The following is a 19,774-nucleotide window of genomic DNA, read 5'->3' as shown; positions in this document are numbered from 1 at the left end:
CCGCAAGGGCTTCCCGGTGCGCACGGCGCACCCTACGGTCCAGTCCGTAGGATGGGGTAAGACCGAATCCACGCCCCTGAAAACAAAAACGCCCGGCGATGGCCGGGCGTTTTTGTTGGTGCGGGGATCAGAACCGGTAGTTGGCGCTGAGCTCCAGGGTGCGCGGGGCACCGGGGGTGATCAGGTCCACCGAGCCGTGGGCCGAGGCGTAGTAGTCCTTGTCGAAGACGTTCTTCAGACGCAGGGCCATGTCCCATTGCGGGACGTTGTAGAACAGCGCCGCATCGTAGGTGGTGTAGCTGGGCATCACGACGTTGTTGTCGAGGGCGGTGAATTGGTCATCCACATAGTTGGCACCCGCGCCGACACGCCACTGCGGGGTCAGCGAACGCACCAGCCAGAGGTTGGCGCTGTTGCGCGGCGTCAGGGTGGGGGTCTGGCCTTCGTTGGCGACGCCGTTGGTCTTGCTGTTGGACTTGGTGATCTCCGCGTCCAGGTAGGCGTAGCCGCCATAGATCTGCCACTTGTCGGTCAGCTGGCCGCTGAAGGTGGCCTCGAAACCGTCGGTGCGCTGCTCACCCGCGAGGATGGTGAGGGCGGGGTTGGCCGGATCGGTGGTCTTCATGTTGGTGCGTTCCAGACGGAACACCGCGGCGGTGACCGCCAGGCGGTTGTCCAGCAGGTCCCACTTGGCGCCCACCTCGTAGTTGGTGGTCTCTTCCGGCTCCAGGTTCTCGGTGGCCGGATTGAGCTGGAACACCTCACCCGAGGGCTGGAAGCTGCGGGTGACGGAGACGTAGTAGGACTGGATCTGGTCCGGCTGGTACACCAGGCCGGCACGCGGGCTCCAGGTCTTGTCGGTACGGTCGAGGTCGACGTTCTGCACGCGCTTGTCGTCGAACTCCTGGCCGAAGATGTCGTAGCGGACGCCGAGCAGGGCCTTCCACTGGGACGTCAGCTCGATCATGTCCTGTACGTAGAAACCGGCGGTTTCCTGGTAGTTGGTGCCCTTTGAGGACAGGTTGCTGGCGTGCTCCGGTACTGGCACCAGGGCATCGCGGAAGACCGGAACCTGAGCCACGTTGTTCTGGTTGAAGGCGCGCTGGTACTTGTCCTGGTAACCCACTTCCACGCCGTAGAGCAGGCTGTGCTGCATGCCGGCCAGTTGGAGTTGCTGCTTCAGGTCGGTCTGGTTGAACACGCCGTATTCGTCGCGGGCAACGTTGCCGCGGTTCAGCTTCACCAGAGCCTCACCATTGGGCGCGGTGACGAAGCGGGTCGCGCTGCTGTCGGCGAGGGTGTTGTTGCGGTCCAGGTCGTAGTGGTAGTAGCGGGTGGCGTTGGTCAGGGTCAGATCGTCGTTGATCCGGTAGTCCACGCTGGCGGTGAAGGAGAACACCTCGCTGCGGGCGTAGTCCTGGTCCGGGTCGCCGGAGCCGAAGCGCTTGTCGCGGTCGACGTTCACCGGGCGATTGCCCACCACCGATGCCGGCAGGTTGGCCGCCGCCGGTTGGTAGGCCGCGAGCTGCCCCGGGATACCGAAATCGATCAGGCGCTTGTCGTAGAGGTAGGTGGCCCCGAGGTTCAGCTCCAGGTCGTCGGACAGCCTGAAGTAGGCCGAAGGCGCGATGGCCTTGCGGTCGATGTAGCCGTCATCGCGGAAGGTGTCGCTGTCTTCGAAGGCGCCGGTGACGCGGAAGGCCTTGTCGCGCTGTTCTTGGTCAGCCCAGCCGGTATCGAACTGGGTACGGCGCTTGCCTTCGCTGTCGAAGGTGACGCCGACTTCCTTCTTGGGATCGAAGCCCGGCTTCTTGCTCACGCTGTTGATCAGGCCGCCGGAGGAGCCACGGCCATAGAGCACGGCCGCCGGGCCCTTGATCACTTCGACCCGCTCGATGTTGGACAGGTCGCGGAAGTAGAGGGCGTCATCGCGCATGCCGTCGATGAACATGTCACCGATGGCGCTGAAGCCACGGATGGTGATCTGGTCGCGCTGGCCGTCGCCGTTGGACAGACCGACGCCGGGGACGTTTTTCAGCACGTCTTCCATGGACTGGGCGCCCTTGTCCTTGATCACGCTTTCCGGCACCACGTTGACCGTCTGGGGGATGTCGCGCAGGGGCGCATCGATCTTCAGGGCGGACTTGCTTTCCGAGGCCTTGTAGCTCTGTTGCTCGTAGGCGCTGGTCACGGACGTCGCGGGAATCGCCAGCGCGTCTTTGGTTTCTGCGTGCACAGCCGGAATAGCCAACAGGCCCAGCATCGGCAGCGATGCCGAGGTAATGCGCTTAACTGCCACCATGAGCTCCTTCTTTGGATAAGAAGCAAATGGTAACAATTGCTATTTGTAAACGAAACGTAAATTTAAAGGGAAATGAACTGCAAGTGCACTAGCCAGGCGCCAGCAGTGTTCGGGGCACACGCCGGACGGCTCCCGGCGCCATGCCATGGATGCGTTTGAACGCCCGGCTGAAGGCCGCTTCGGACTGGTATCCGAGGCGTTCGGCCAGGGCGGCGATGGCCACGTCGCCTTCCTGTAGCCAGCCCAGGGCGAGGCTCATCCGCCAGCGTGTCAGGTACTGCATGGCCGGCTCGCCCACCAGGGCGGTGAAGCGGGCGGCGAAGGCCGAGCGGGACATGGCCGCCGCATCGGCCAGGGCGACCAGGCTCCAGTCCCGCGCCGGGTCGCGGTGGATCAGCCCGATGGCGCGCCCGATCTGGCGGTCCTGCAGGGCGCCGAGCCAGCCGGTCTGGGCGGCCGGGTCGCGCTCGATCCAGGAACGGATCGCCTGGATCACCAGGATGTCCGCCAATCGCGTGACCACGGTTTCGCCACCGGGGCGCAGGTCCCGAGCCTCGTCCCGCATGAAGCGCAGGGTGCCCTGCAGCCAGTCGGCATGCTCGGCACTGGCCGCCTCCACGTGCAGCACCGACGGCAGCAGCCGCACCAGCTGCCGCGCCACCGGATGGTCGAAGCGCACCGCACCGCACACCAGGCTGACCGGCGCGCCGCCCCCGCCATGACGGATGATCTCGTAGCGTTCGCTCAGGCACTCCCGTGGCAGGTCGAACAGCGGCACCGCGACTTCGCCGGGGGCACTGAGCAACTGGTGCCCATGGCCGTGGGGCACCAGCGCCAGGTCGCCGCCACGCAGCAGCAGGGGCTCGTGTCCGCCCACTGCCAGCCAGCACTCACCCGCGGTCACCACATGGAACATCAGGCAGTCTTCCATGGCCGGAAGGCCCAGCCCCCAGGGCGCGGTGAATTCAGAGGCGCAGTAGAGCGTCCCGCTCATGCGCAGCAGGTGCAGCGCTTCGCCGAGGGGGTCGCGGGAGAGCCAGGGGTTGTTCGGGTCCATCTCGTGCACCTCGCATCGCCAGCACAGGGGTCGCCCAACAACTCTGGACGATCGATCATGAATCGTCGACTTCCAATCATTGTTCGTCCAGCCCCGCCAAACGACACTGGCCCCAAGCGCTCAGGCATGTGCCAGACAGACAAGCGCTACCAGGAGGACGAGATGATCACGGTAATGGGCGCCACCGGGCATACCGGCAAACGCATCGTCGAAGAGCTGCTGAACACGGGTGAGCGCGTGCGCGCACTGGGCCGCTCCGCTGAACGTCTGGAGGCACTGGAGAAGGCCGGGGCCGAGGTGAGGGTCGGTGAGCCACATGACGCCGCCTACCTGACGGAGGCCTTCCGGGGTGCCGACGCGGTTTACACGCTGCTGCCCTACGACCCGTCCGTGGCGGACTACATGGCCCAGCAGGCGGCAGTGGGCGAGGCCATCGTCCGGGCTGTTCGCGCCAGCGGTGTGCGCCGCGTGGTGGCGATCAGCAGCGTGGGCGCCGACCTGGCCTCGGGCAACGGCCCCATCGCCAGCATGCATGAGCAGGAGTCGCGGCTACGGGCGTTGCCCGGCGTCGACCTGCTGATCCTGCGTGCCGGGGCCTTCTTCGAGAACCTGCTGCCGGCGTTCTGGATGATCGAACAGCACGGTTTGGTGGCCGATGGCGTGGGCGCGGACGTGCCGGTGCCGATGATCGCCTCGAAGGACATCGCCGACGCGGCCATCGCGGCCCTGCTCTCTCGCGACTGGCACGGCGTGCAGGTGCGGGAACTGCTGGGCCAGCGGGACCTCAGCTATGGCGAGGCGACGCGCATCCTCGGCGAGCGCCTGGGACGGCCGGACCTGCCCTATGTGCAACTGCCCTACGACGAGATGGCCGGGATGCTGGTGGATGCGGGCTTCTCCGCCAACCTGGCGGGGCTCTATGCGGAGCTGGCCGAGGGCATCAACGACCGTCGCGTGAAGTCCCTGGAAGGGCGGAACGACGGGAACACCACGGCGACTTCGTTCGAAGCCTTCGTGGCGGAAGTGGTGGGCAACTGACGCCCACCAGGCGGAGGGGCGGATTGCCGGGCCTCGTGGGGCTGGCGTCGCTCCACCGCGACCGGCGCCGGCATCAGCTGTTGGCGCAGGCACTGGATTCCTTCAGGTAGGTCACGGACTTCTGGTCGCCATTGGCATCGACGTAGGTCATCTTCGCCTGGATGGTTTCGCAGGTGAGCGGATTGGGTTCATCGATGGAGATGACGCGGGCGACATCCAGGGGCATGCCGTAGCGGTAGGGCTCGGCATCGGCGGACTCGGCCGCGAAGGCGCTGCCGCCGGCCAGGGCGGCGAGCAACAGAGTGGTGCTGATGGAAATGGCGCGATTCATGGCGTGCTCCTCGGTTCGTGTGGCTGGCCGGGGCATCGGCTGGGGATGCGTTCGTGGCCGTTGGTGCCAATGAGACTCCAGGCGCGGCAGGCGAAAAAGACGCCTTTGCTGAAAGGGCCTTTCCGTGGTGCGCAACAATCCACCCGCCCACTTGGACGGCTGCACGGCGCGGGATTAGATTGGTGCTGATACCCCGGGAGGTGGCCGATGAACGCTGCTCCCCAGACCCTCAAGCTGTTCCTGGCCGGCGATGTGATGACCGCTCGCGGCATCGACGCGGTATTGCCCCGCCCCGGCGATCCACGCCTGTACGAACCCTATGTGAAGGACGCCGGGGGCTATGTGCGGCTGGCGGAACGACTGCATGGCCCCCTGCCCCATCCTGTCGATTACACCTACATCTGGGGCGACACCCTCGCGGAGTTGGCGAGGCGCCGGCCACAGGTCCGCCTGATCAACCTGGAAACCGCTGTGACCCGACGCGGCCAGCCGGAAGCCAAGGGTATCAACTACCGCATGAGCCCGGCGAACATCCCGGCCATCCTCGCGGCCGGCATCGATTGTTGCGTGCTGGCGAACAACCATGTGCTGGACTGGGGCCGCGCCGGCCTGTCGGACACCCTGGCCACCCTCGCGCGCAATGGCGTGCAGTGTGCCGGCGCGGGCCGGGACCTGCCCCAGGCGGAGGCGCCCGCCGTGCTGGAGCTGCCCGATGGATTTCGCCTGCTGGTATTTGCCTTCTGCACGCCCGACTGCGGTGTTCCGTCGAGCTGGGCGGCGAAGTCCCGGCGCTCGGGGGTCGCCTGGCTCCCGGACCTGTCGGCACGGAGCCTGGACCGGGTGGCCGAGTGCATCCAGCTGCACAAGCGCCCCGGGGACCGGGTGATCGCCTCGATCCACTGGGGCGGCAACTGGGGGTTCGAGATTCCTGCCGATCAGGTGCGATTCGCCCACGGCCTGATCGACCAGGCCGGCGCGGATCTGGTCCACGGCCACTCCTCACACCACATCAAGGGGCTGGAGCTGTACCGCGAGCACCTGATCCTCTACGGCTGCGGTGATCTGCTGAACGATTACGAAGGGATTCAGGACTACGGCGTCTACCACGGCGAACTCGGGCTGCTGTACTTCCCTACCCTGGATGCGGGCGGGCGCCTGCTCGCCCTGGACCTGGTGCCCACCCATATCCGGCGCTTCCAGCTCGGCCATGCCGACCGCGAAGAGCGCCGCTGGCTGCTGGACACGCTCAAGCGCGAGTGCGCGCACCGCGGCTGCTGTCCGCAGCCGGCGGCCGAGCACAATTTCGCCCTGAGCTGGTAGCGATCAGGGGTTGACCTGATAACCGCGCTGCTGGAGGCAGCTGGTGAAGACTGCCGACGCGTTGCTGCTGGCCTGCTGGTTGGTGCGACGGTCCTGCCGGCGCTCCTGACGCTGGCGGGAACCGCCCACCACCATCCCGGCGACCGCCGCATCCTTGGCGCGCTCCTCGCGGTACTCCTCCTGCACGTCGTCACTGATCCGGTCGTAGTCATTGCTCCGGGACTGCGCGACTGCGGCACCGGCCACTGCGCCCGTTGCGGCGCCCCGGACGCGGCCACCGGTCTGCGGCGTGGTGGTGGTGGTCGTGGGGGTACCGGCCTGGGCCTGGCAGTTGGCGATGTCCTGCTGGACCTGTTGCTGGCTCTGGCCCTGCAGGGGCACGACGGTCTGGGCCATGGCGGGAAGGCAGACAAGCGAACCGATCAGGACCAGGTGACGGGGAAGAAAAGTGCTCATGTCGTGCGACTCTTTGGACGGAAAGGGGGAATTGGACCGGCGCCTGGCCGATTCAGTTCTGTTCAGTCTGGGTCGCGCTCCGAAAAGGCGAAATGCGCCCCGACCAGCGGGATGTCTACCACGATTGTGGACGGCCGCAGCGTGGGCGGCCTTCAGCCTGGTGCGGGCATCAGGTAGCCTTGTCCGGTCACTTCCCGGCCTTGTCCCCAAATGCCCGAACTCTCCGCCCCCTTCCTCGACGATATCGACCGCCAGTTGATCGCCGCCCTGCAGATCAACGCCCGCGAAAGCGTGGCCACCCTGGCGCGGCGCCTGGGCATTGCCCGCACCACCGTCACTTCGCGCCTGGCGCGGCTGGAGAAGGCCCAGGTCATCACCGGCTACGGCGTTCGCCTGGGCCAGCGGGTGGCCGATGGCGGGTTGCAGGCCTATGTGGGCATCACGGTGAAACCCCGCAGCGGCAAGGAAGTGCTGCGGCGCCTGACCGGCATGGCGGAGGTGCAAGTGCTCTGCGCGGTGAGCGGCGAATTCGACTACGTGGCCTGGCTGCGCGCCGACTCCCCCGAGCGCCTCGATGAGCTGCTGGACCTGATCGGCAGCGTCGACGGTGTGGAGAAGACCACGACGTCCATCATCCTCAGCTGCAAGATCGACCGCGGCCAGCCGCTGGCGCCGCCCCTGGCCTGAAGCCGCTACGAGCGTTCCAGCTGGAAGGAAGCTCCGCCAGTTGGGCGAGGTGTTTTCGAGTTATCCGGCGCGCGCAGCCAACGCGGTTTCCCGGTAGCCGGCGTCGCCTGCGAGTGTCCTGGTGCTTTCTGGATGTGCGAGGCGCGCTCCCCTGCGGAACGGGGATGTTCCGCAGGGGAGCCGGGCTGGGTCAGGCGATGTTCAGTTCCGCCGACCAGTTGGCGTACCACTGGCGGAACAACCCGTACTGCTGCTCGGCGTAGCGGCGCTGGGAATCGCTGAGCACGTCGGTTTCGTTGAAGTGCAGGCTGTATTCCCGGTCGCCGTTGAGGACCATCAGGTACTTGTAGAAGAGCACCAGGTCGCAGCCCTCGTCGAAGGAGGACAGCACGGCCAGCGCCCCGTCCAGCTCGAGAGCGAGACGGCGAGCCCTGGCGTCACCCTGTGCAGCCTGCTTGCTCAGCGCCACCAGTTGCAGCACTTCGCGAGGCAGCACGTTGCCGATGCCGGTGATGGCACCCGTGGCATTGCAGTTGACGAAACCGTGGAACACCTGGGTATCGACACCGGCCATGAGGATGACCTCGTCGTCCCGCGAGGTGATGTGCTCGGCTGCGTAGCGCATGTCGGCGGCCCCGCCGAACTCCTTGAAGCCGACCAGGTTGGGGAACTGGCGGCGCAGCTCGAAGAACAGGTCCGCGCGGGTGGAGAAGCTGTAGTAGGGGCTGTTGTAGATCACCGCCGGCAGCGCAGGGGCGGCCTGGAGGACGGCGGAAAAATGCGCCTTCTGCGCAGCGGGCGAGGCAGCGCGGGAGAGCAGTCGCGGAATCACCATGAGGCCTTGGGCGCCCACCTTGGCCGCGTGCGCGGCGTGGGAGACCGCCTCGCGGGTGCTGACTGCCCCGGTGCCGACAACGGTGGGCACGCCGGCCTTCACCAGACGTGCCACGCCTTCCTGGCGCTGGGCTTCGGTCAGCAGCGGCCAGTCTCCCATGGAGCCGCAGTACACCACCGCGCTCATGCCGATATCGACCAGTTCGCGGCCCTTGGCAACCAGGGCGTCGAAGTCTGGCTTGCGCTCGGCGGTGCAGGGGGTCATCAGGGCGGGAATGCAACCGTTGAAGATGCTGTCGTTCATTGTTCTGCTCCTTGGTGCAGGGGAATGTAGAGGGAACGCTGGGGGCTCAGATGCCCCCAGCGAAGGGGTCCTGTTCGTGGCGGCCCTCCCACCGGCTGCCGGTGGGAGAATCGATGACATGTACGCGCTTCATGGGCTGATCCATTCAGAGGCCGGGAAGAGGTTCAGGATGCGGGCGGGCCGCTAGGCCATCAGCCGCTCGATGTCGTCCAGCAGGGCCTGCTCGACCCAGACGCCCTCACGCTCGCTGCGCTTGCGTGCGGCGAAGCGGCGCTGCGAAGGAAGGCGTGCGCCCTGGTCGGTGATGGCCGCGAACAACTGCTCGGCGCGTCGCTGCCCCTCTTCCATCGCATTCCCGAGGAAACGCGCGGGAGCGAAGGCCAGCAGCAGCTCGCCGTGGCAAGGCGTTGCACCGGCGCCGGCATCGAATGCCAGGGATTCGGCGCTGGTCATGTCACCGATCAACGCGCCGGCCAGCAGCTCGATCATGGCGGCGAGCGCCGAGCCCTTGTGCCCGCCGAAGGTCTGCATGGCGCCCTCCAGCGCGGCACGCGCATCCGTGGTGGGCGCCCCCTCGGCATCCAGGCCCCAGCCCAGGGGAATGGGCTTGCCTTGGCGGGCGTGCAGTTCGATATCGCCTCGCGCAATCGCGCTGGTGGCGAAATCGAAGACGAAGGGCTCGCGCCCTTGCCGAGGCCAGGCGAACGCCAGCGGGTTGGTGCCGAACACACCCTTGCCGCCGCCCTCCGGCGCGACCCAGGCGTGGCTGGGCGTCATGGCCAGGCCGACCAGCCCTTCGGCGGCGATGGCCTCGACTTCCGGCCAGAGCGCGGAGAAGTGGAAGCAGTTGCGGATCACCAGGGCGGCGACGCCCAGCTCACGGGCCTGCTCCACCAGCAGCGGCAGGCCCGCCTGGAACGCCAACAGCGAGTAACCCCGATGGGCGTCGACGCTGACGATGGCGGGTGCGGACCGGCTTACGGTGGGCCTCGCCAGCGGATCGACCTTGCCGGAACGCAACGAATGCACGCACACCAATACGCGGTAGAGGCCGTGGGAGTGGCACTCGTCGCGCTGCCCCTGGGTGATGGTGTCGGCGATGGCCCGGGCGTGGTCCTCACCCATGCCGTTGCGGGTCAGCGCGCGCATTGCGAGCGCATGGACCTGGTCGAGGCTGAGGTTGATGAGATCGCTCATATCCGCACTCCTTCTCGTTGGATATCAGGACAAGGCCTGGCTGCGAACCGCCGCCGGATGCAGTCCCGCGTCGGTGTCGGCGCCCTCCTCGCTTTCATCCTCGCCACTCAGGATGATCAGCTCGGCCGGTACGCCGGTCGCCGCGCCCCAGTAGTAGATCGCCGTCGCACAGGCAGCCACGGCGAGGGTGTCGAACGGGTGGCCGAGCACGCCCAGGCCACCGAAACTGCCAAGCCAGGAAAGCAGGAGGGTGGCGGCGTAGAAGCCGATCAGCCAGGCCGACGAGCGCACCTGCCGGGCCAGGCTCAGGTGCTCGGTGGGTACGAAGCGTCGGCACAGCAGGTAGATCACGAACATCAGGATCTGCAGGCTCAGCAGCCAGGACACGGTGTTCCAGCCCGACCAGTACACGATCAGCGCGGCGATGACGAAGGACAGCGGCCCCATCACGCCCATGCCCCGTACCCGGAACGGACGCGGCATATCGGGGGCGTTGCGACGCAGGGCGGCGACGGTCACCGGTGCCACGGCGTAGCTCAGTACCAGCGCGGCCGACACCACGTTGATCAGGGCCTCCCAGGACGGGAACGGCAGGGTCCAGAACACCGACAGCGCGAAGGTCAGCCAGAGCGCCGGACGCGGGATGCCGGACTTCTCGTCGATGCGGGTGAAGACCCTGAAGAAGGTGCCGGTCTGCGCCCAGCCGTAGACCACCCTGGGGGTGGCGTTCATGTAGATGTTGCCGCAGCCGCTGGGCGAGACCACCGCATCGGCCACCACCAGGTAGGCCAGCCAGCCCACACCGAGCACCAGGGCGATGTCCCGGTACGGCAGGGCCAATTCCCTGGAGATGCCGGCCCAGCCATTGCCCAGCATTTCCGTGGGCACGGCGCCGAGGAAGGCCAGTTGCAGCAGCACGTAGATGGCGGTGGAGAGCAGGACCGAAAGGATCAGCGCGACCGGGATGGTGCGTTGCGGATTCTTCACTTCGCTGGCCACCGAGATGATCGGCGTGAGCCCCAGGTAGGCGAAGATGATCCCGCCTGCGGAGACCGCCATCTCGATGCCGGAAAGGCCGAAGGGTGCGAAGCCCTGGACCGCGAAGTTCTCCGGCTTGAAGAAGGTGAACAGCATGCCGATGACCAGCAGGGGCACGATGAACTTGAACACGCTGACCAGGTTGTTGGCCCTCGCGAAGGTCTTGACGCTGCGGTAGTTGAGCCGGAAGAACAGGCACAACAGGCCGAACTGCACGAGCCAGCCGAGGTACGTCGGATCACTGGAGCCGGCCTCGGTCAGCCCCGGGAACCAGGCGGCCGCGTATTGCCGGGAGGCGACCACTTCGATCGCCACCAGGCTGGAGAAGGCGATCAGGGTGATGAACCCCATCAGGTAGCCCAGCAGCGGGCCGTGGGAGAACACCGGATAACGCACCACGCCGCCGGCACGTGGCAGCGCCGCGCCCAGCTCGCAGTAGATGATGCCGAGCAGCAGCACGGCGAAGCCGCCGAGGAACCAGGAGATGATCCCCGCCGGGCCAGCGATGGCGGAAACGTGGCTGGCGGCGAACAGCCAGCCAGAGCCGAAGATGGCGCCCAGACCGATAAAGGTCAGGTCCATCAACGAGAGTTGCTTCTTGAATTTTCCGGACATGGCGTAGCCTTCTTGTGCGTTATTGGATGGCCTGGTGGGTTGCCATTCGAGACCAGGATCGGCGTAGCGATACGGTCCCTGGCGCGTGCGTGTTCCTTGGGTTCTTCGAGCCTGGCGATGGCCATACAGTGGACCAGCGACCGACCATCGCGCTTGATCCCTTCCTGCGTTCCGAATGACGAAATCCGCACAGTTCGAATGGATGCCGGAGCATACGGGCCTTGGCTCCGGCCTGTCCCCGACAGGCCGACAGCTCTGGGGCGAGCTTCCGGCGAGGGCATTACCCGTCAGCCTTGGGGAGGATGGAAATGATGTCGCGTCGCGCGCTTGCCGAACTCTGCACAGGGAGCAACCTGAAGCGTCCCGAATCCATGGATGGATTGCTGTCGAGCGTGCAGATGCTGGATGCGATCGCCAATGCGGCGATCTTCATCAAGGACGTCCAGGCGTGTTACGTCGCTGTCCCTTCACGAGCAGAGCGCGCTCCTACCCTGTCTTCCCTCACCGGCTAGGCTGGAAACGGGATGGACGAAGCAGCTTCGTCATAACGCTATTGTTGATCGTCACTTTGTATCAACAACAAGCCAAATGACGACACTCTGCGTCTATTGGACGAAAACGGCGCTCCCTAGAATGGCCCCACCGCGCCCAACGGGCCGCACCACCACACATGCCATCAAGGTCCATCATGAACAACAACAATCGCCACCCCGCCGACGGCAAGAAACCCATCACCATCTTCGGTCCGGACTTCCCCTTCGCCTTCGATGACTGGATTCAGCATCCGGCTGGCCTGGGCAGCATCCCCGCCGAGCATCATGGCGCCGAGGTGGCGATCGTCGGCGCCGGTATCGCCGGCCTGGTGGCGGCCTACGAGCTGATGAAGCTGGGCCTCAAGCCCGTGGTGTACGAAGCCTCGAAGATGGGCGGCCGCCTGCGCTCGCAGACCTTCGAAGGCACCGACGGCATCATCGCCGAGCTGGGCGGCATGCGCTTCCCGGCCTCCTCCACGGCCTTCTACCACTACGTCGACTTGCTGGGCCTCAAGACCCAGCCCTTCCCCAACCCGCTGACCCCGGCTTCCGGCAGCACCGTGATCGACATCGAAGGCAAGACCTACTACGCCGAGAAGATGGAAGACCTGCCCAAGCTGTTCCTGGAGGTAGCCGACGCCTGGGCCGACGCCCTGGAAGATGGCGCCCGGTTCGGCGATATCCAGCAGGCCATCCGCGACCGCGACGTGAAGCGCCTGAAGGAGCTGTGGAACACCCTCGTACCGCTGTGGGACGACCGCACCTTCTATGACTTCGTCGCCAGCTCCAAGGCTTTCGCCAAGCTGTCCTTCCACCACCGCGAAGTGTTCGGCCAGGTGGGCTTCGGCACCGGCGGTTGGGACTCCGACTTCCCCAACTCCATGCTGGAAATCTTCCGCGTGGTGATGACCGCCTGCGACGACAACCAGCACCTGATCGTCGGCGGCGTACAGCAGGTGCCCATGGGCATCTGGCGCCACGCTCCGGAAAAATGCGTGCACTGGCCGGCCGGCACCAGCCTGGCCTCCCTGCACAACGGCGCCGCACGCCCCGGCGTGAAGCGCATCGCCCGCGCCGCCGATGGCCGCCTGGCGGTCACCGACAACTGGGGTGACACCCGCCACTACGCGGCAGTGCTCGCCACCTGCCAGAGCTGGCTGCTGACCACCCAGATCGAGTGCGAGGAATCGCTCTTCTCCCACAAGATGTGGATGGCCCTGGACCGCACCCGCTACATGCAGTCCTCCAAGACCTTCGTGATGGTCGATCGCCCCTTCTGGAAGGACAAGAACCCGGAAACCGGCCGCGACACCCTGAGCATGACCCTCACCGACCGCCTCACCCGCGGCACCTACCTGTTCGACAATGGCGACGACAAGCCGGGCGTGATCTGCCTGTCCTACTCCTGGATGAGCGACGCCCTGAAGATGCTGCCGCACCCGGTGGAGAAGCGCGTGAAGCTCGCCCTGGACGCGCTGAAGAAGATCTACCCGGACGTGGATATCGCCGGCCACATCATCGGCGACCCGATCACCATTTCCTGGGAATCCGACCCGCACTTCCTCGGCGCCTTCAAGGGTGCGCTGCCGGGCCACTACCGCTACAACCAGCGCATGTACGCCCACTTCATGCAGGACGAAATGCCTGCCGAGCAGCGCGGTATCTTCATCGCCGGTGACGACGTGTCCTGGACCCCGGCCTGGGTGGAAGGCGCGGTGCAGACTTCGCTCAACGCCGTGTGGGGCATCATGAAGCACTTCGGCGGCAGCACCTCGGCAGAGAACCCCGGTCCGGGCGACCTCTTCGCCGAGCTCGGCCCGATCGCCCTGCCGGATTGAGCCAGGAGACGCTCATGCGCATCGCCCTCTATCAGTGCGCACCACTGCCGCTCGCCCCGGAAGCCAACCTCGAACGCCTGCGCGAGCGGGCGGCCGAGGCGGCCCGGCGCGGCGCGGCGTTGCTGGTCAGCCCGGAAATGTTCCTCAGCGGTTACAACATCGGCCTGGAGGCGGTCACCGCCCTGGCCGAGCCCTGCGACGGCCCCTGGGCCGAGCGGGTGGCCGGGATCGCCCGCGAGCAGGGCATCGCCATCCTCTACGGCTACCCGGAACGCAGCGCCGAAGGGGCCATCTTCAACTCGGTGCAATTGATCGACGCCCAGGGCCAGCGCCTCGGCAACTACCGCAAGACCCACCTCTTCGGTGAGCTGGACAACAGCATGTTCAGCGCCGGCAGCGACCACTACCCGCTGCTGGAGCTGAACGGCTGGAAGCTGGGCCTGCTGATCTGCTACGACGTGGAGTTCCCCGAGAACGTGCGTCGCCTGGCCCTGGCCGGCGCCGACCTGGTGCTGGTGCCGACCGCCAACATGGAGCCGTTCGACTTCGTCTGCGAGGTGCTGGTACGTGCCCGCGCCTTCGAGAACCAGTGCTACCTGGCCTACGCCAACTACTGCGGCGGCGAAGGGGAAATCCGCTACTGCGGCCTCTCCAGCGTCAGCGCGCCGGACGGCAGCCAGGCGGCGGTGTGCGGCCGCGAGGAGACCCTGGCCTTCGCCGATCTGCGTCGTGACCTGCTGGAGAAATCCCGCGAGAGCGTCACCTACCTCAAGGATCGGCGCGCGGAGTTGTATCGACCGCTGCTGTAGTTGGGCCGAATTCGCCCCTACAAAAAACCACCGCATTCCCCCCGAAAACGAAAAACCGCCCCCTGCCGAAACCGCTGGCAGGGGGCGGTTGAGAATGGCTAAAAGGGGAAAGTCAGGTCAGCACCGCATGGGGCCTAGGGAGGTAATCCAGCAACCGGAACAGCGTTGGCGCCAGCAGGCGACGCTCGAGCTGTTGCGCTCGATGCTGGAGGGCGTCGTGAGGCCGAAAGACTTGCTGCTGTAGCGGTTTTCCGAAACCGGAAAAAGAAAAACCTCGCCGAAGCGAGGTTTTGCAGACTTGTCCCGACATCCCTGATCTGACCGCCATCCTGGCGGAAATCCGGCGTATCCCTGTTTTGCAGTGCGCTTCCTGCGCGACGTCCAATGGGGAGAAGATTAGTCTCGGCCGCAGGGGCCCGGAAGGAGCCATAGCCACCAGCGCGTGTAAGCCATTGCTTACACGATTTGGAAATTAGTCCGACTCGATTTATCGCCTCACCACCACGCAATCACGCAACCAAGCAACCAAGCAAGCGATCGGTTGGTCTGGCTTGGACGGGTCGCTATTGTTAGATTCGTTTTGTCCTACAAGAACAACAGCCCCGACACGGCAGTCCCCGAATCATGACCATGCGTTCAGTCGTTTTTGCCCTTTCCTGCCTGGCGGCATCGATCGCCGGCAACGCTTCCGCCGGCGGCCAGGATCGCCTGGCCGATCCCAAGGTCGCCGTCGAGCAAGCCTTCTGGCAGCAGCTCTACGCCACGGGCGGCACCACCCTCTATTGCGGCAAGACGTTCAGCGCACCCGGTGGCCTGCTCAGCGCCAGCCCGGTGTACAGCACCAAGCAGATCAAGAGCGCCTTGCACTGCGTCACCGACAGCCAGTGCCAACAGGCGAATCCGCAGTACCCCTACATGCTGGCCGACCTGCACAACCTCTACCCGGAGCAGTCGCGCGTCGAGCTGGCACGGCGCAATGCGTTGTTCGGCACCGCAGGCGACGGCGGGAAGAGCACGCTGGCCGACTGCGAGCTGCGCTCGGCCTATCAGTTGGTGGAACCCCGCGACGCCGCCAAGGGCAATGTGGCCCGGGCGATTCTCTATATGCACGCCGAGTACGGCCTGCCCATCGTCGGGCAGTTGCAGATGTTCCAGCAGTGGAACCGCCTCGACCCGGTGGACGACGAGGAACGTGCGCGCAACGACCGCATCCAGAGCATTCAGGGCAATCGGAATCGCTTTATCGACGATCCGAGCCTGGCGAATTCGCTGCAGCCTTAGGTGCTTTGCGCAGGGAGGAATTCATTCGCCCCCACAAGATGAAGCAGCAATCACTCGCCTTGTGCTCGCTGATGCAGCAGCAGGATCAGCGCCAGCACCGGCAGGTTCTTGGTCAGGGGGCCGAAGGGGTGGGTCCAGAAGCTGGGGTCGATCAGGCTCAGCAGCAGGCTGTAGAGCAATACCACCACGCCCTGCACCCGCAGGCAGACCAGCACCCCCCGACCACTGAGCAGCCACAGCCCAAGCAGCAGGTCCAGCGCGGCGCCACCGACGACGCAAAGATCAGCCAGCGACCCCACGATGCCGCCGCTGGCGAGGATGTCGTAGCCGATCTGACGGCCGCTGGTGACCGACACCAGGGCGGTGCTCAGCCAAAGGAAAACCAGGGATAGGCGTGCGAAAGTCCAGACACTCATGACGTCAGACCACGGGCAGCGGCTTGGCCAGCATCAGCCAGAGCAGCACCAGGATCGCGCTGAAGGCCGGGATGCCCAGCAAGGTCCAGCGGCGCATCCATTTGCGCAGCTCGGTGTCCGGGCCACCGGCGACCATGGCATCGGCAGCGCGGCGCAGGCGGTACTGGATCGCCACTACCGGCAGCCAGCAGGCGCCGATGAAGAGGAACAGCGCCAGCGCCGCGAGGAACCAGGGCGAGGCGTAGCCGTAGCCGGTGACCTCCATCAGCGCGATGCCCGTTCCGAACTGCAGCAGCACGGCCGGCGCGGTGAACACCCAGTCGGCGATCACCACCATCCGTGCCGTTCCCGCGATCACCCGCGGGTCGCCGCTGCGGGAGGCCAGCAGCATGAAGAAGGCGATGCCGGCGCCGGTGCCGATCAGCACGGTGGCGCCCAGCAGATGGAAGAACTTCAGCAGCAGGTAGACGCTCATGAACCAGTCCGGTGGTAGATGCCGAAGGGCGTGGCCTCGGCATCGAAATCCGCCAGGCTGAAGAGGCCCAGACAGGGCACGGCCCCGCGCTCCGCCAATTCGCCGCGGAGCAGTTTGCCGGCGAGGATGATGGCCGACAGGGTCGGTATGTAGGGGCCGATGCCGCGTTCGGCGTAGAGCGTCCACACCAGGCGCTTGGGCCGCTGATCCGGGCCGGTGCCACTGAGTTCGATGCGCATGCCGCCGACATCGCTGCCGAAGGCCATCAGCGGCTGTCGCGCCTTGAGCATCGCCGCCGCCCAGGGCGACCAGTCGGCCACCAGGTCGATCTTGGCCAAGGCCGCCATGGCCACCATGCAGTGATGCAGCACCGGCAGCTCCAGGCCGGCCTGGAAACGCACGCTGCGCACGCCAGCGTAACGCTCGGGGAAGAGTTCCAGGTCGGGGATGTCGATATTGGCCAGCCAGCGGCGCCCCACTGGCCCGCCGAAGTCGACGCGGCGGGCGTCCATCCAGCCGCGGCGATCGCGCCACCTACCCTCCTCCAGTACCGGGAAGGGATGACCGGTGTAGCTGAGGATGCCCTTGAGGGTGGCTTCCCCCACCTCGGCCTTGTTGCCGGGGGCGATGGCGAAATCGATGGTTTCCAGCGCGGAGAACTCGTTGCGGAAGTGGTCGATCACGGTGGAGGACAGCCCCGGCACCGAACTGGCGCCGCTGACCACCAGCACACCCTGCGCCCTCGCTTGCGCATCGAGGCCACGGATATCGCAGACGTAGCGGCGGCCGTCGGCCAGGTCGATGCAGTGGGCGCCGGCCTGGATGCAGGCGCGCGGCACACGGTAGTCCTGGCCCTGGAAGGGACCGCTGGTATGGATGACGATGGTGGGCGCGAGGGCGGCCAGTTCGGCCGGAAATGCCGGGGAATCGATATCCAGTCGCGCGGCTTCGAAGCGGGTACCAGGGGCGCCGTGTTCCGCCAGTTCGGTACAAAGCTTCTTCGCCCGCTGCAGGCTGCGTCCGGCGATCACCAGTTCCAGCCCTGGATGGGCCCTGCCCAGGTTCTCGGCAATGCGCTTACCGAAGTTCCCGTACCCGCCCAGAATCAGCACCCGCGCCATCGATCCAACCTCCTTGTGTGGTGGCACATGGTAATGCAGCGGCCATGGCCCGGACACGCCCCCTGAATGGATCGCGATGGGGCAGCTTCGCCGCCCTTGGCGATGAATTCGCCCCCCCCTCAGGAAGAGAAAAGACAAAGCCCCGCAGAAGCGGGGCTTTGTTTTTCCGGCGTAACGCTTAGAACTGCGCGGCGTCCAGCAGGTAGAGCGATTCGCTGCCGGCCTTGACCGAGGCGGTCAGGGAGTGGATGCGCGGCAGCAGGCGGGCGAAGAAGAAGCGCGCGGTGCCGAGCTTGCTGGCGTAGAAGTCGTCCTGACCTTCCTTGCCCAGGGCGGTGCGGGCCATCAGGGCCCACATGTAGGCGTAGGCGGTGTAGCCGAACACATGGAGGTACTCCACCGAAGCGGCGCCGATTTCGTTCGGATTGTTCTTCGCGCGGTCCAGGACCCAGGCGGTCAGCTCGTCCAGGTTGGCGACGGCAGCCTTCAGCGGTTCAACGAACTCGGCCAGCTCGGCGGAAGCGCCGTTGGCAAAAGCCTTGATCTCGTCGGAGAAGTGCTTGTAGAACGCGCCGCCGCTGGCCACCACCTTGCGACCCACCAGGTCCAGGGCCTGGATGCCGTTGGTGCCTTCGTAGATCTGGGTGATGCGCACGTCACGCACCAGTTGCTCCTGGCCCCACTCGCGGATGAAGCCGTGGCCGCCGAAGACCTGCTGGCCGTGGACGGTGGTTTCCAGACCGAGGTCGGTGAGGAACGCCTTGGCCACCGGGGTCAGCAGGGCGACCAGCTCTTCCGCGCGTTTGCGGATGGCTGGATCTTCGCTGTACTTGGCGGTGTCCAGCTGCATGGCCACGTAGCTGGAGAAGGCGCGGCCGCCTTCATTGGCTGCCTTCATGGTCAGCAGCATGCGACGCACGTCGGGGTGCACGATGATCGGGTCGGCGGCCTTGTCCTTGGCCACCGGGCCGGTCGGCGCGCGGCTCTGGATACGCTCGCGGGCGTATTCCACGGCGCTCTGGTAGGAACGCTCGCCGGAGGCCAGGCCCTGGATGCCGACGCCCAGGCGCTCGTAGTTCATCATGGTGAACATGGCGGCCAGGCCCTTGTTCGGGGCGTCGACGATGTAGCCAGTGGCGCCGTCGAAGTTCATCACGCAGGTGGCCGAGCCCTTGATGCCCATCTTGTGCTCGATGGAGCCGCAGGACAGGGCGTTGTTCTCGCCCAGGGAACCGTCGGCGTTGACCATGACCTTGGGCACCAGGAACAGGGAGATGCCTTTCGGGCCCGCCGGGGCATCCGGCAGCTTGGCCAGCACCAGGTGGATGATGTTCTCGGTCAGGTCGTGCTCGCCGCCGGTGATGAAGATCTTGGTGCCACTGATCTTGTAGCTGCCGTCGGCCTGGGGCTCGGCCTTGGTGCGGATGATGCCGAGGTCGGTGCCGGCATGGGGTTCGGTCAGGCACATGGAGCCGGCCCAGACACCCGCGTACATGTTCGGCAGGTACGTTTCCTTCAGCTCTTCACTGGCATGGGCGTTGATCGACAGGCAGGCGCCTGCGGTCAGCATGGGGTAGAGGCCGAAGGAGAGGTTGGCGGCGTTGACCATCTCCTCCACCTGGGCGGAGATGACCTTGGGCATGCCCATGCCGCCGAAGACGGGGTCACCCCCCACGCCGACCCAGCCGCCTTCGGCGTAGGTTTTGTAGGCCTCGGGGAAACCGGCCGGGGTCTTCACCGCGCCGTCGGTCCAGAAGCAGCCTTCTTCGTCGCCGCTGCGGTTCAGCGGGGCGATGACGCCAGCGGTGACCTTGCCGGCTTCTTCGAGGATGGCGGAGGCGGTATCGGCGTCCACCACTTCGGCCAGGGCCGGCAGTTCCGCCCAGAGCTTGGCAACCTCGAAGACTTCATTGAGGACGAAGCGCATATCGCGCAGGGGCGCTTTGTAGTCAGCCATGTACAAACCTCGCAATCACTCACAGGTGGCCAGGGGCGGCCGGATTCACGGAAAGGGCCCGCAGTCTACATGAGCAACTTTACAGAGACATAGAGTCCTAATGTGACCATTTATTCACACAAAGTCACTCCATTCGACCGGACCTGAAAAGGCCCGCACAAGGCG

At 66.0% G+C, this 19,774-nt stretch carries 18 protein-coding genes; 7 read left to right on the top strand and 11 right to left on the bottom strand.

Annotated features, from left to right (window positions below; genetic code table 11):
* Positions 1 to 127: 127 nt before the first annotated feature.
* Positions 128 to 2,302, bottom strand: coding sequence for a TonB-dependent siderophore receptor (locus TQ98_RS01655; protein ID WP_197708590.1), 2,175 nt, complete (start codon positions 2,300 to 2,302; stop codon positions 128 to 130).
* Positions 2,303 to 2,390: 88 nt separating this feature from the next.
* On the bottom strand, positions 2,391 to 3,359 hold the full coding sequence (locus TQ98_RS01650) for an AraC family transcriptional regulator (RefSeq protein WP_044871215.1): 969 nt from the start codon (positions 3,357 to 3,359) through the stop codon (positions 2,391 to 2,393).
* Between the two features lie 126 nt (positions 3,360 to 3,485).
* On the opposite strand from TQ98_RS01650, the gene TQ98_RS01645 reads away from it, so the two are divergent.
* On the top strand, positions 3,486 to 4,397 hold the full coding sequence (locus TQ98_RS01645; protein WP_242443029.1) for an NAD(P)H-binding protein: 912 nt from the start codon (positions 3,486 to 3,488) through the stop codon (positions 4,395 to 4,397).
* A gap of 73 nt (positions 4,398 to 4,470) precedes the next feature.
* Here TQ98_RS01645 and TQ98_RS01640 read toward each other — a convergent pair whose 3' ends face one another.
* Positions 4,471 to 4,728 (bottom strand): DUF2790 domain-containing protein, encoded by a 258-nt coding sequence (locus tag TQ98_RS01640; RefSeq protein WP_052659154.1) that lies wholly within the window; start codon positions 4,726 to 4,728, stop codon positions 4,471 to 4,473.
* Positions 4,729 to 4,935: 207 nt separating this feature from the next.
* On the opposite strand from TQ98_RS01640, the gene TQ98_RS01635 reads away from it, so the two are divergent.
* Entirely contained in the window at positions 4,936 to 6,048 is a 1,113-nt protein-coding gene (locus TQ98_RS01635) for a CapA family protein (protein WP_044871214.1), read from the top strand.
* 3 nt (positions 6,049 to 6,051) lie between these two features.
* Here TQ98_RS01635 and TQ98_RS01630 read toward each other — a convergent pair whose 3' ends face one another.
* A complete protein-coding gene (locus tag TQ98_RS01630) occupies positions 6,052 to 6,504 on the bottom strand; it encodes a YMGG-like glycine zipper-containing protein (RefSeq protein ID WP_044871213.1) in 453 nt (150 codons plus the stop codon).
* Between the two features lie 210 nt (positions 6,505 to 6,714).
* On the opposite strand from TQ98_RS01630, the gene TQ98_RS01625 reads away from it, so the two are divergent.
* The gene (locus TQ98_RS01625; protein ID WP_044871212.1) at positions 6,715 to 7,191 is read left to right on the top strand and encodes an Lrp/AsnC family transcriptional regulator; all 477 of its coding nucleotides are present in this window, start codon (positions 6,715 to 6,717) and stop codon (positions 7,189 to 7,191) included.
* Positions 7,192 to 7,381: 190 nt separating this feature from the next.
* Here the strand turns inward: TQ98_RS01625 and TQ98_RS01620 are convergent, their stop codons facing one another.
* From TQ98_RS01620 to TQ98_RS01605, 3 genes are all read right to left on the bottom strand, one after another.
* A complete protein-coding gene (locus tag TQ98_RS01620) occupies positions 7,382 to 8,329 on the bottom strand; it encodes a dihydrodipicolinate synthase family protein (protein ID WP_044871211.1) in 948 nt (315 codons plus the stop codon).
* A 183-nt stretch (positions 8,330 to 8,512) separates the two neighbouring features.
* The gene (locus TQ98_RS01610; protein WP_044871209.1) at positions 8,513 to 9,526 is read right to left on the bottom strand and encodes an Ldh family oxidoreductase; all 1,014 of its coding nucleotides are present in this window, start codon (positions 9,524 to 9,526) and stop codon (positions 8,513 to 8,515) included.
* A gap of 24 nt (positions 9,527 to 9,550) precedes the next feature.
* A complete protein-coding gene (locus TQ98_RS01605; RefSeq protein WP_044871208.1) occupies positions 9,551 to 11,179 on the bottom strand; it encodes an APC family permease in 1,629 nt (542 codons plus the stop codon).
* Between the two features lie 308 nt (positions 11,180 to 11,487).
* Between TQ98_RS01605 and TQ98_RS01600 the strand changes: the two genes are divergently transcribed.
* From TQ98_RS01600 to TQ98_RS01585, 4 genes are all read left to right on the top strand, one after another.
* A complete protein-coding gene (locus tag TQ98_RS01600; protein WP_044871207.1) occupies positions 11,488 to 11,691 on the top strand; it encodes a hypothetical protein in 204 nt (67 codons plus the stop codon).
* Between the two features lie 176 nt (positions 11,692 to 11,867).
* Complete coding sequence (locus TQ98_RS01595; RefSeq protein WP_044871206.1) at positions 11,868 to 13,550, top strand: NAD(P)/FAD-dependent oxidoreductase; 1,683 nt, start codon at positions 11,868 to 11,870, stop codon at positions 13,548 to 13,550.
* Positions 13,551 to 13,564: 14 nt separating this feature from the next.
* Positions 13,565 to 14,359 (top strand): carbon-nitrogen hydrolase family protein, encoded by a 795-nt coding sequence (locus TQ98_RS01590; RefSeq protein WP_044871205.1) that lies wholly within the window; start codon positions 13,565 to 13,567, stop codon positions 14,357 to 14,359.
* A gap of 630 nt (positions 14,360 to 14,989) precedes the next feature.
* Positions 14,990 to 15,640: an endonuclease gene (locus tag TQ98_RS01585; protein WP_044871318.1), complete on the top strand. Its 651-nt coding sequence runs from the start codon at positions 14,990 to 14,992 to the stop codon at positions 15,638 to 15,640.
* A gap of 50 nt (positions 15,641 to 15,690) precedes the next feature.
* Here TQ98_RS01585 and TQ98_RS01580 read toward each other — a convergent pair whose 3' ends face one another.
* From TQ98_RS01580 to TQ98_RS01565, 4 genes are all read right to left on the bottom strand, one after another.
* Positions 15,691 to 16,056, bottom strand: a complete 366-nt coding sequence (locus TQ98_RS01580) for a DoxX-like family protein (protein ID WP_044871204.1) — start codon at positions 16,054 to 16,056, stop codon at positions 15,691 to 15,693.
* 4 nt (positions 16,057 to 16,060) lie between these two features.
* Positions 16,061 to 16,531 carry a DUF2269 domain-containing protein gene (locus TQ98_RS01575; RefSeq protein WP_044871203.1) on the bottom strand — a complete coding sequence of 157 codons (471 nt, stop codon included), beginning with the start codon at positions 16,529 to 16,531 and terminating at the stop codon, positions 16,061 to 16,063.
* Positions 16,528 to 17,652: a saccharopine dehydrogenase NADP-binding domain-containing protein gene (locus tag TQ98_RS01570; RefSeq protein WP_044871202.1), complete on the bottom strand. Its 1,125-nt coding sequence runs from the start codon at positions 17,650 to 17,652 to the stop codon at positions 16,528 to 16,530. Before TQ98_RS01570 ends, TQ98_RS01575 begins: the two co-directional genes overlap by 4 nt.
* Positions 17,653 to 17,830: 178 nt before the next feature.
* A complete protein-coding gene (locus TQ98_RS01565) occupies positions 17,831 to 19,609 on the bottom strand; it encodes an acyl-CoA dehydrogenase C-terminal domain-containing protein (RefSeq protein ID WP_044871201.1) in 1,779 nt (592 codons plus the stop codon).
* Positions 19,610 to 19,774: the final 165 nt, after the last annotated feature.

Source organism: Pseudomonas sp. LFM046, assembly GCF_000949385.2.
Taxonomy (GTDB): Bacteria; Pseudomonadota; Gammaproteobacteria; order Pseudomonadales; family Pseudomonadaceae; genus Metapseudomonas.
Note: the sequence above shows the minus strand (reverse complement) of the source record. Positions and strands in the feature narration are given on the sequence as shown.

Bases quoted from the DNA above. Each gene is read 5' to 3' on its own strand.
- TQ98_RS01655 (WP_197708590.1), bottom strand. From the start codon at position 2,302: ATGGTGGCAGTTAAGCGCATTACCTCGGCATCGCTGCCGATGCTGGGC.
- TQ98_RS01650 (WP_044871215.1), bottom strand. From the start codon at position 3,359: ATGGACCCGAACAACCCCTGGCTCTCCCGCGACCCCCTCGGCGAAGCG.
- TQ98_RS01645 (WP_242443029.1), top strand. From the start codon at position 3,486: ATGTGCCAGACAGACAAGCGCTACCAGGAGGACGAGATGATCACGGTA.
- TQ98_RS01640 (WP_052659154.1), bottom strand. From the start codon at position 4,728: ATGAATCGCGCCATTTCCATCAGCACCACTCTGTTGCTCGCCGCCCTG.
- TQ98_RS01635 (WP_044871214.1), top strand. From the start codon at position 4,936: ATGAACGCTGCTCCCCAGACCCTCAAGCTGTTCCTGGCCGGCGATGTG.
- TQ98_RS01630 (WP_044871213.1), bottom strand. From the start codon at position 6,504: ATGAGCACTTTTCTTCCCCGTCACCTGGTCCTGATCGGTTCGCTTGTC.
- TQ98_RS01625 (WP_044871212.1), top strand. From the start codon at position 6,715: ATGCCCGAACTCTCCGCCCCCTTCCTCGACGATATCGACCGCCAGTTG.
- TQ98_RS01620 (WP_044871211.1), bottom strand. From the start codon at position 8,329: ATGAACGACAGCATCTTCAACGGTTGCATTCCCGCCCTGATGACCCCC.
- TQ98_RS01610 (WP_044871209.1), bottom strand. From the start codon at position 9,526: ATGAGCGATCTCATCAACCTCAGCCTCGACCAGGTCCATGCGCTCGCA.
- TQ98_RS01605 (WP_044871208.1), bottom strand. From the start codon at position 11,179: ATGTCCGGAAAATTCAAGAAGCAACTCTCGTTGATGGACCTGACCTTT.
- TQ98_RS01600 (WP_044871207.1), top strand. From the start codon at position 11,488: ATGATGTCGCGTCGCGCGCTTGCCGAACTCTGCACAGGGAGCAACCTG.
- TQ98_RS01595 (WP_044871206.1), top strand. From the start codon at position 11,868: ATGAACAACAACAATCGCCACCCCGCCGACGGCAAGAAACCCATCACC.
- TQ98_RS01590 (WP_044871205.1), top strand. From the start codon at position 13,565: ATGCGCATCGCCCTCTATCAGTGCGCACCACTGCCGCTCGCCCCGGAA.
- TQ98_RS01585 (WP_044871318.1), top strand. From the start codon at position 14,990: ATGCGTTCAGTCGTTTTTGCCCTTTCCTGCCTGGCGGCATCGATCGCC.
- TQ98_RS01580 (WP_044871204.1), bottom strand. From the start codon at position 16,056: ATGAGTGTCTGGACTTTCGCACGCCTATCCCTGGTTTTCCTTTGGCTG.
- TQ98_RS01575 (WP_044871203.1), bottom strand. From the start codon at position 16,531: ATGAGCGTCTACCTGCTGCTGAAGTTCTTCCATCTGCTGGGCGCCACC.
- TQ98_RS01570 (WP_044871202.1), bottom strand. From the start codon at position 17,652: ATGGCGCGGGTGCTGATTCTGGGCGGGTACGGGAACTTCGGTAAGCGC.
- TQ98_RS01565 (WP_044871201.1), bottom strand. From the start codon at position 19,609: ATGGCTGACTACAAAGCGCCCCTGCGCGATATGCGCTTCGTCCTCAAT.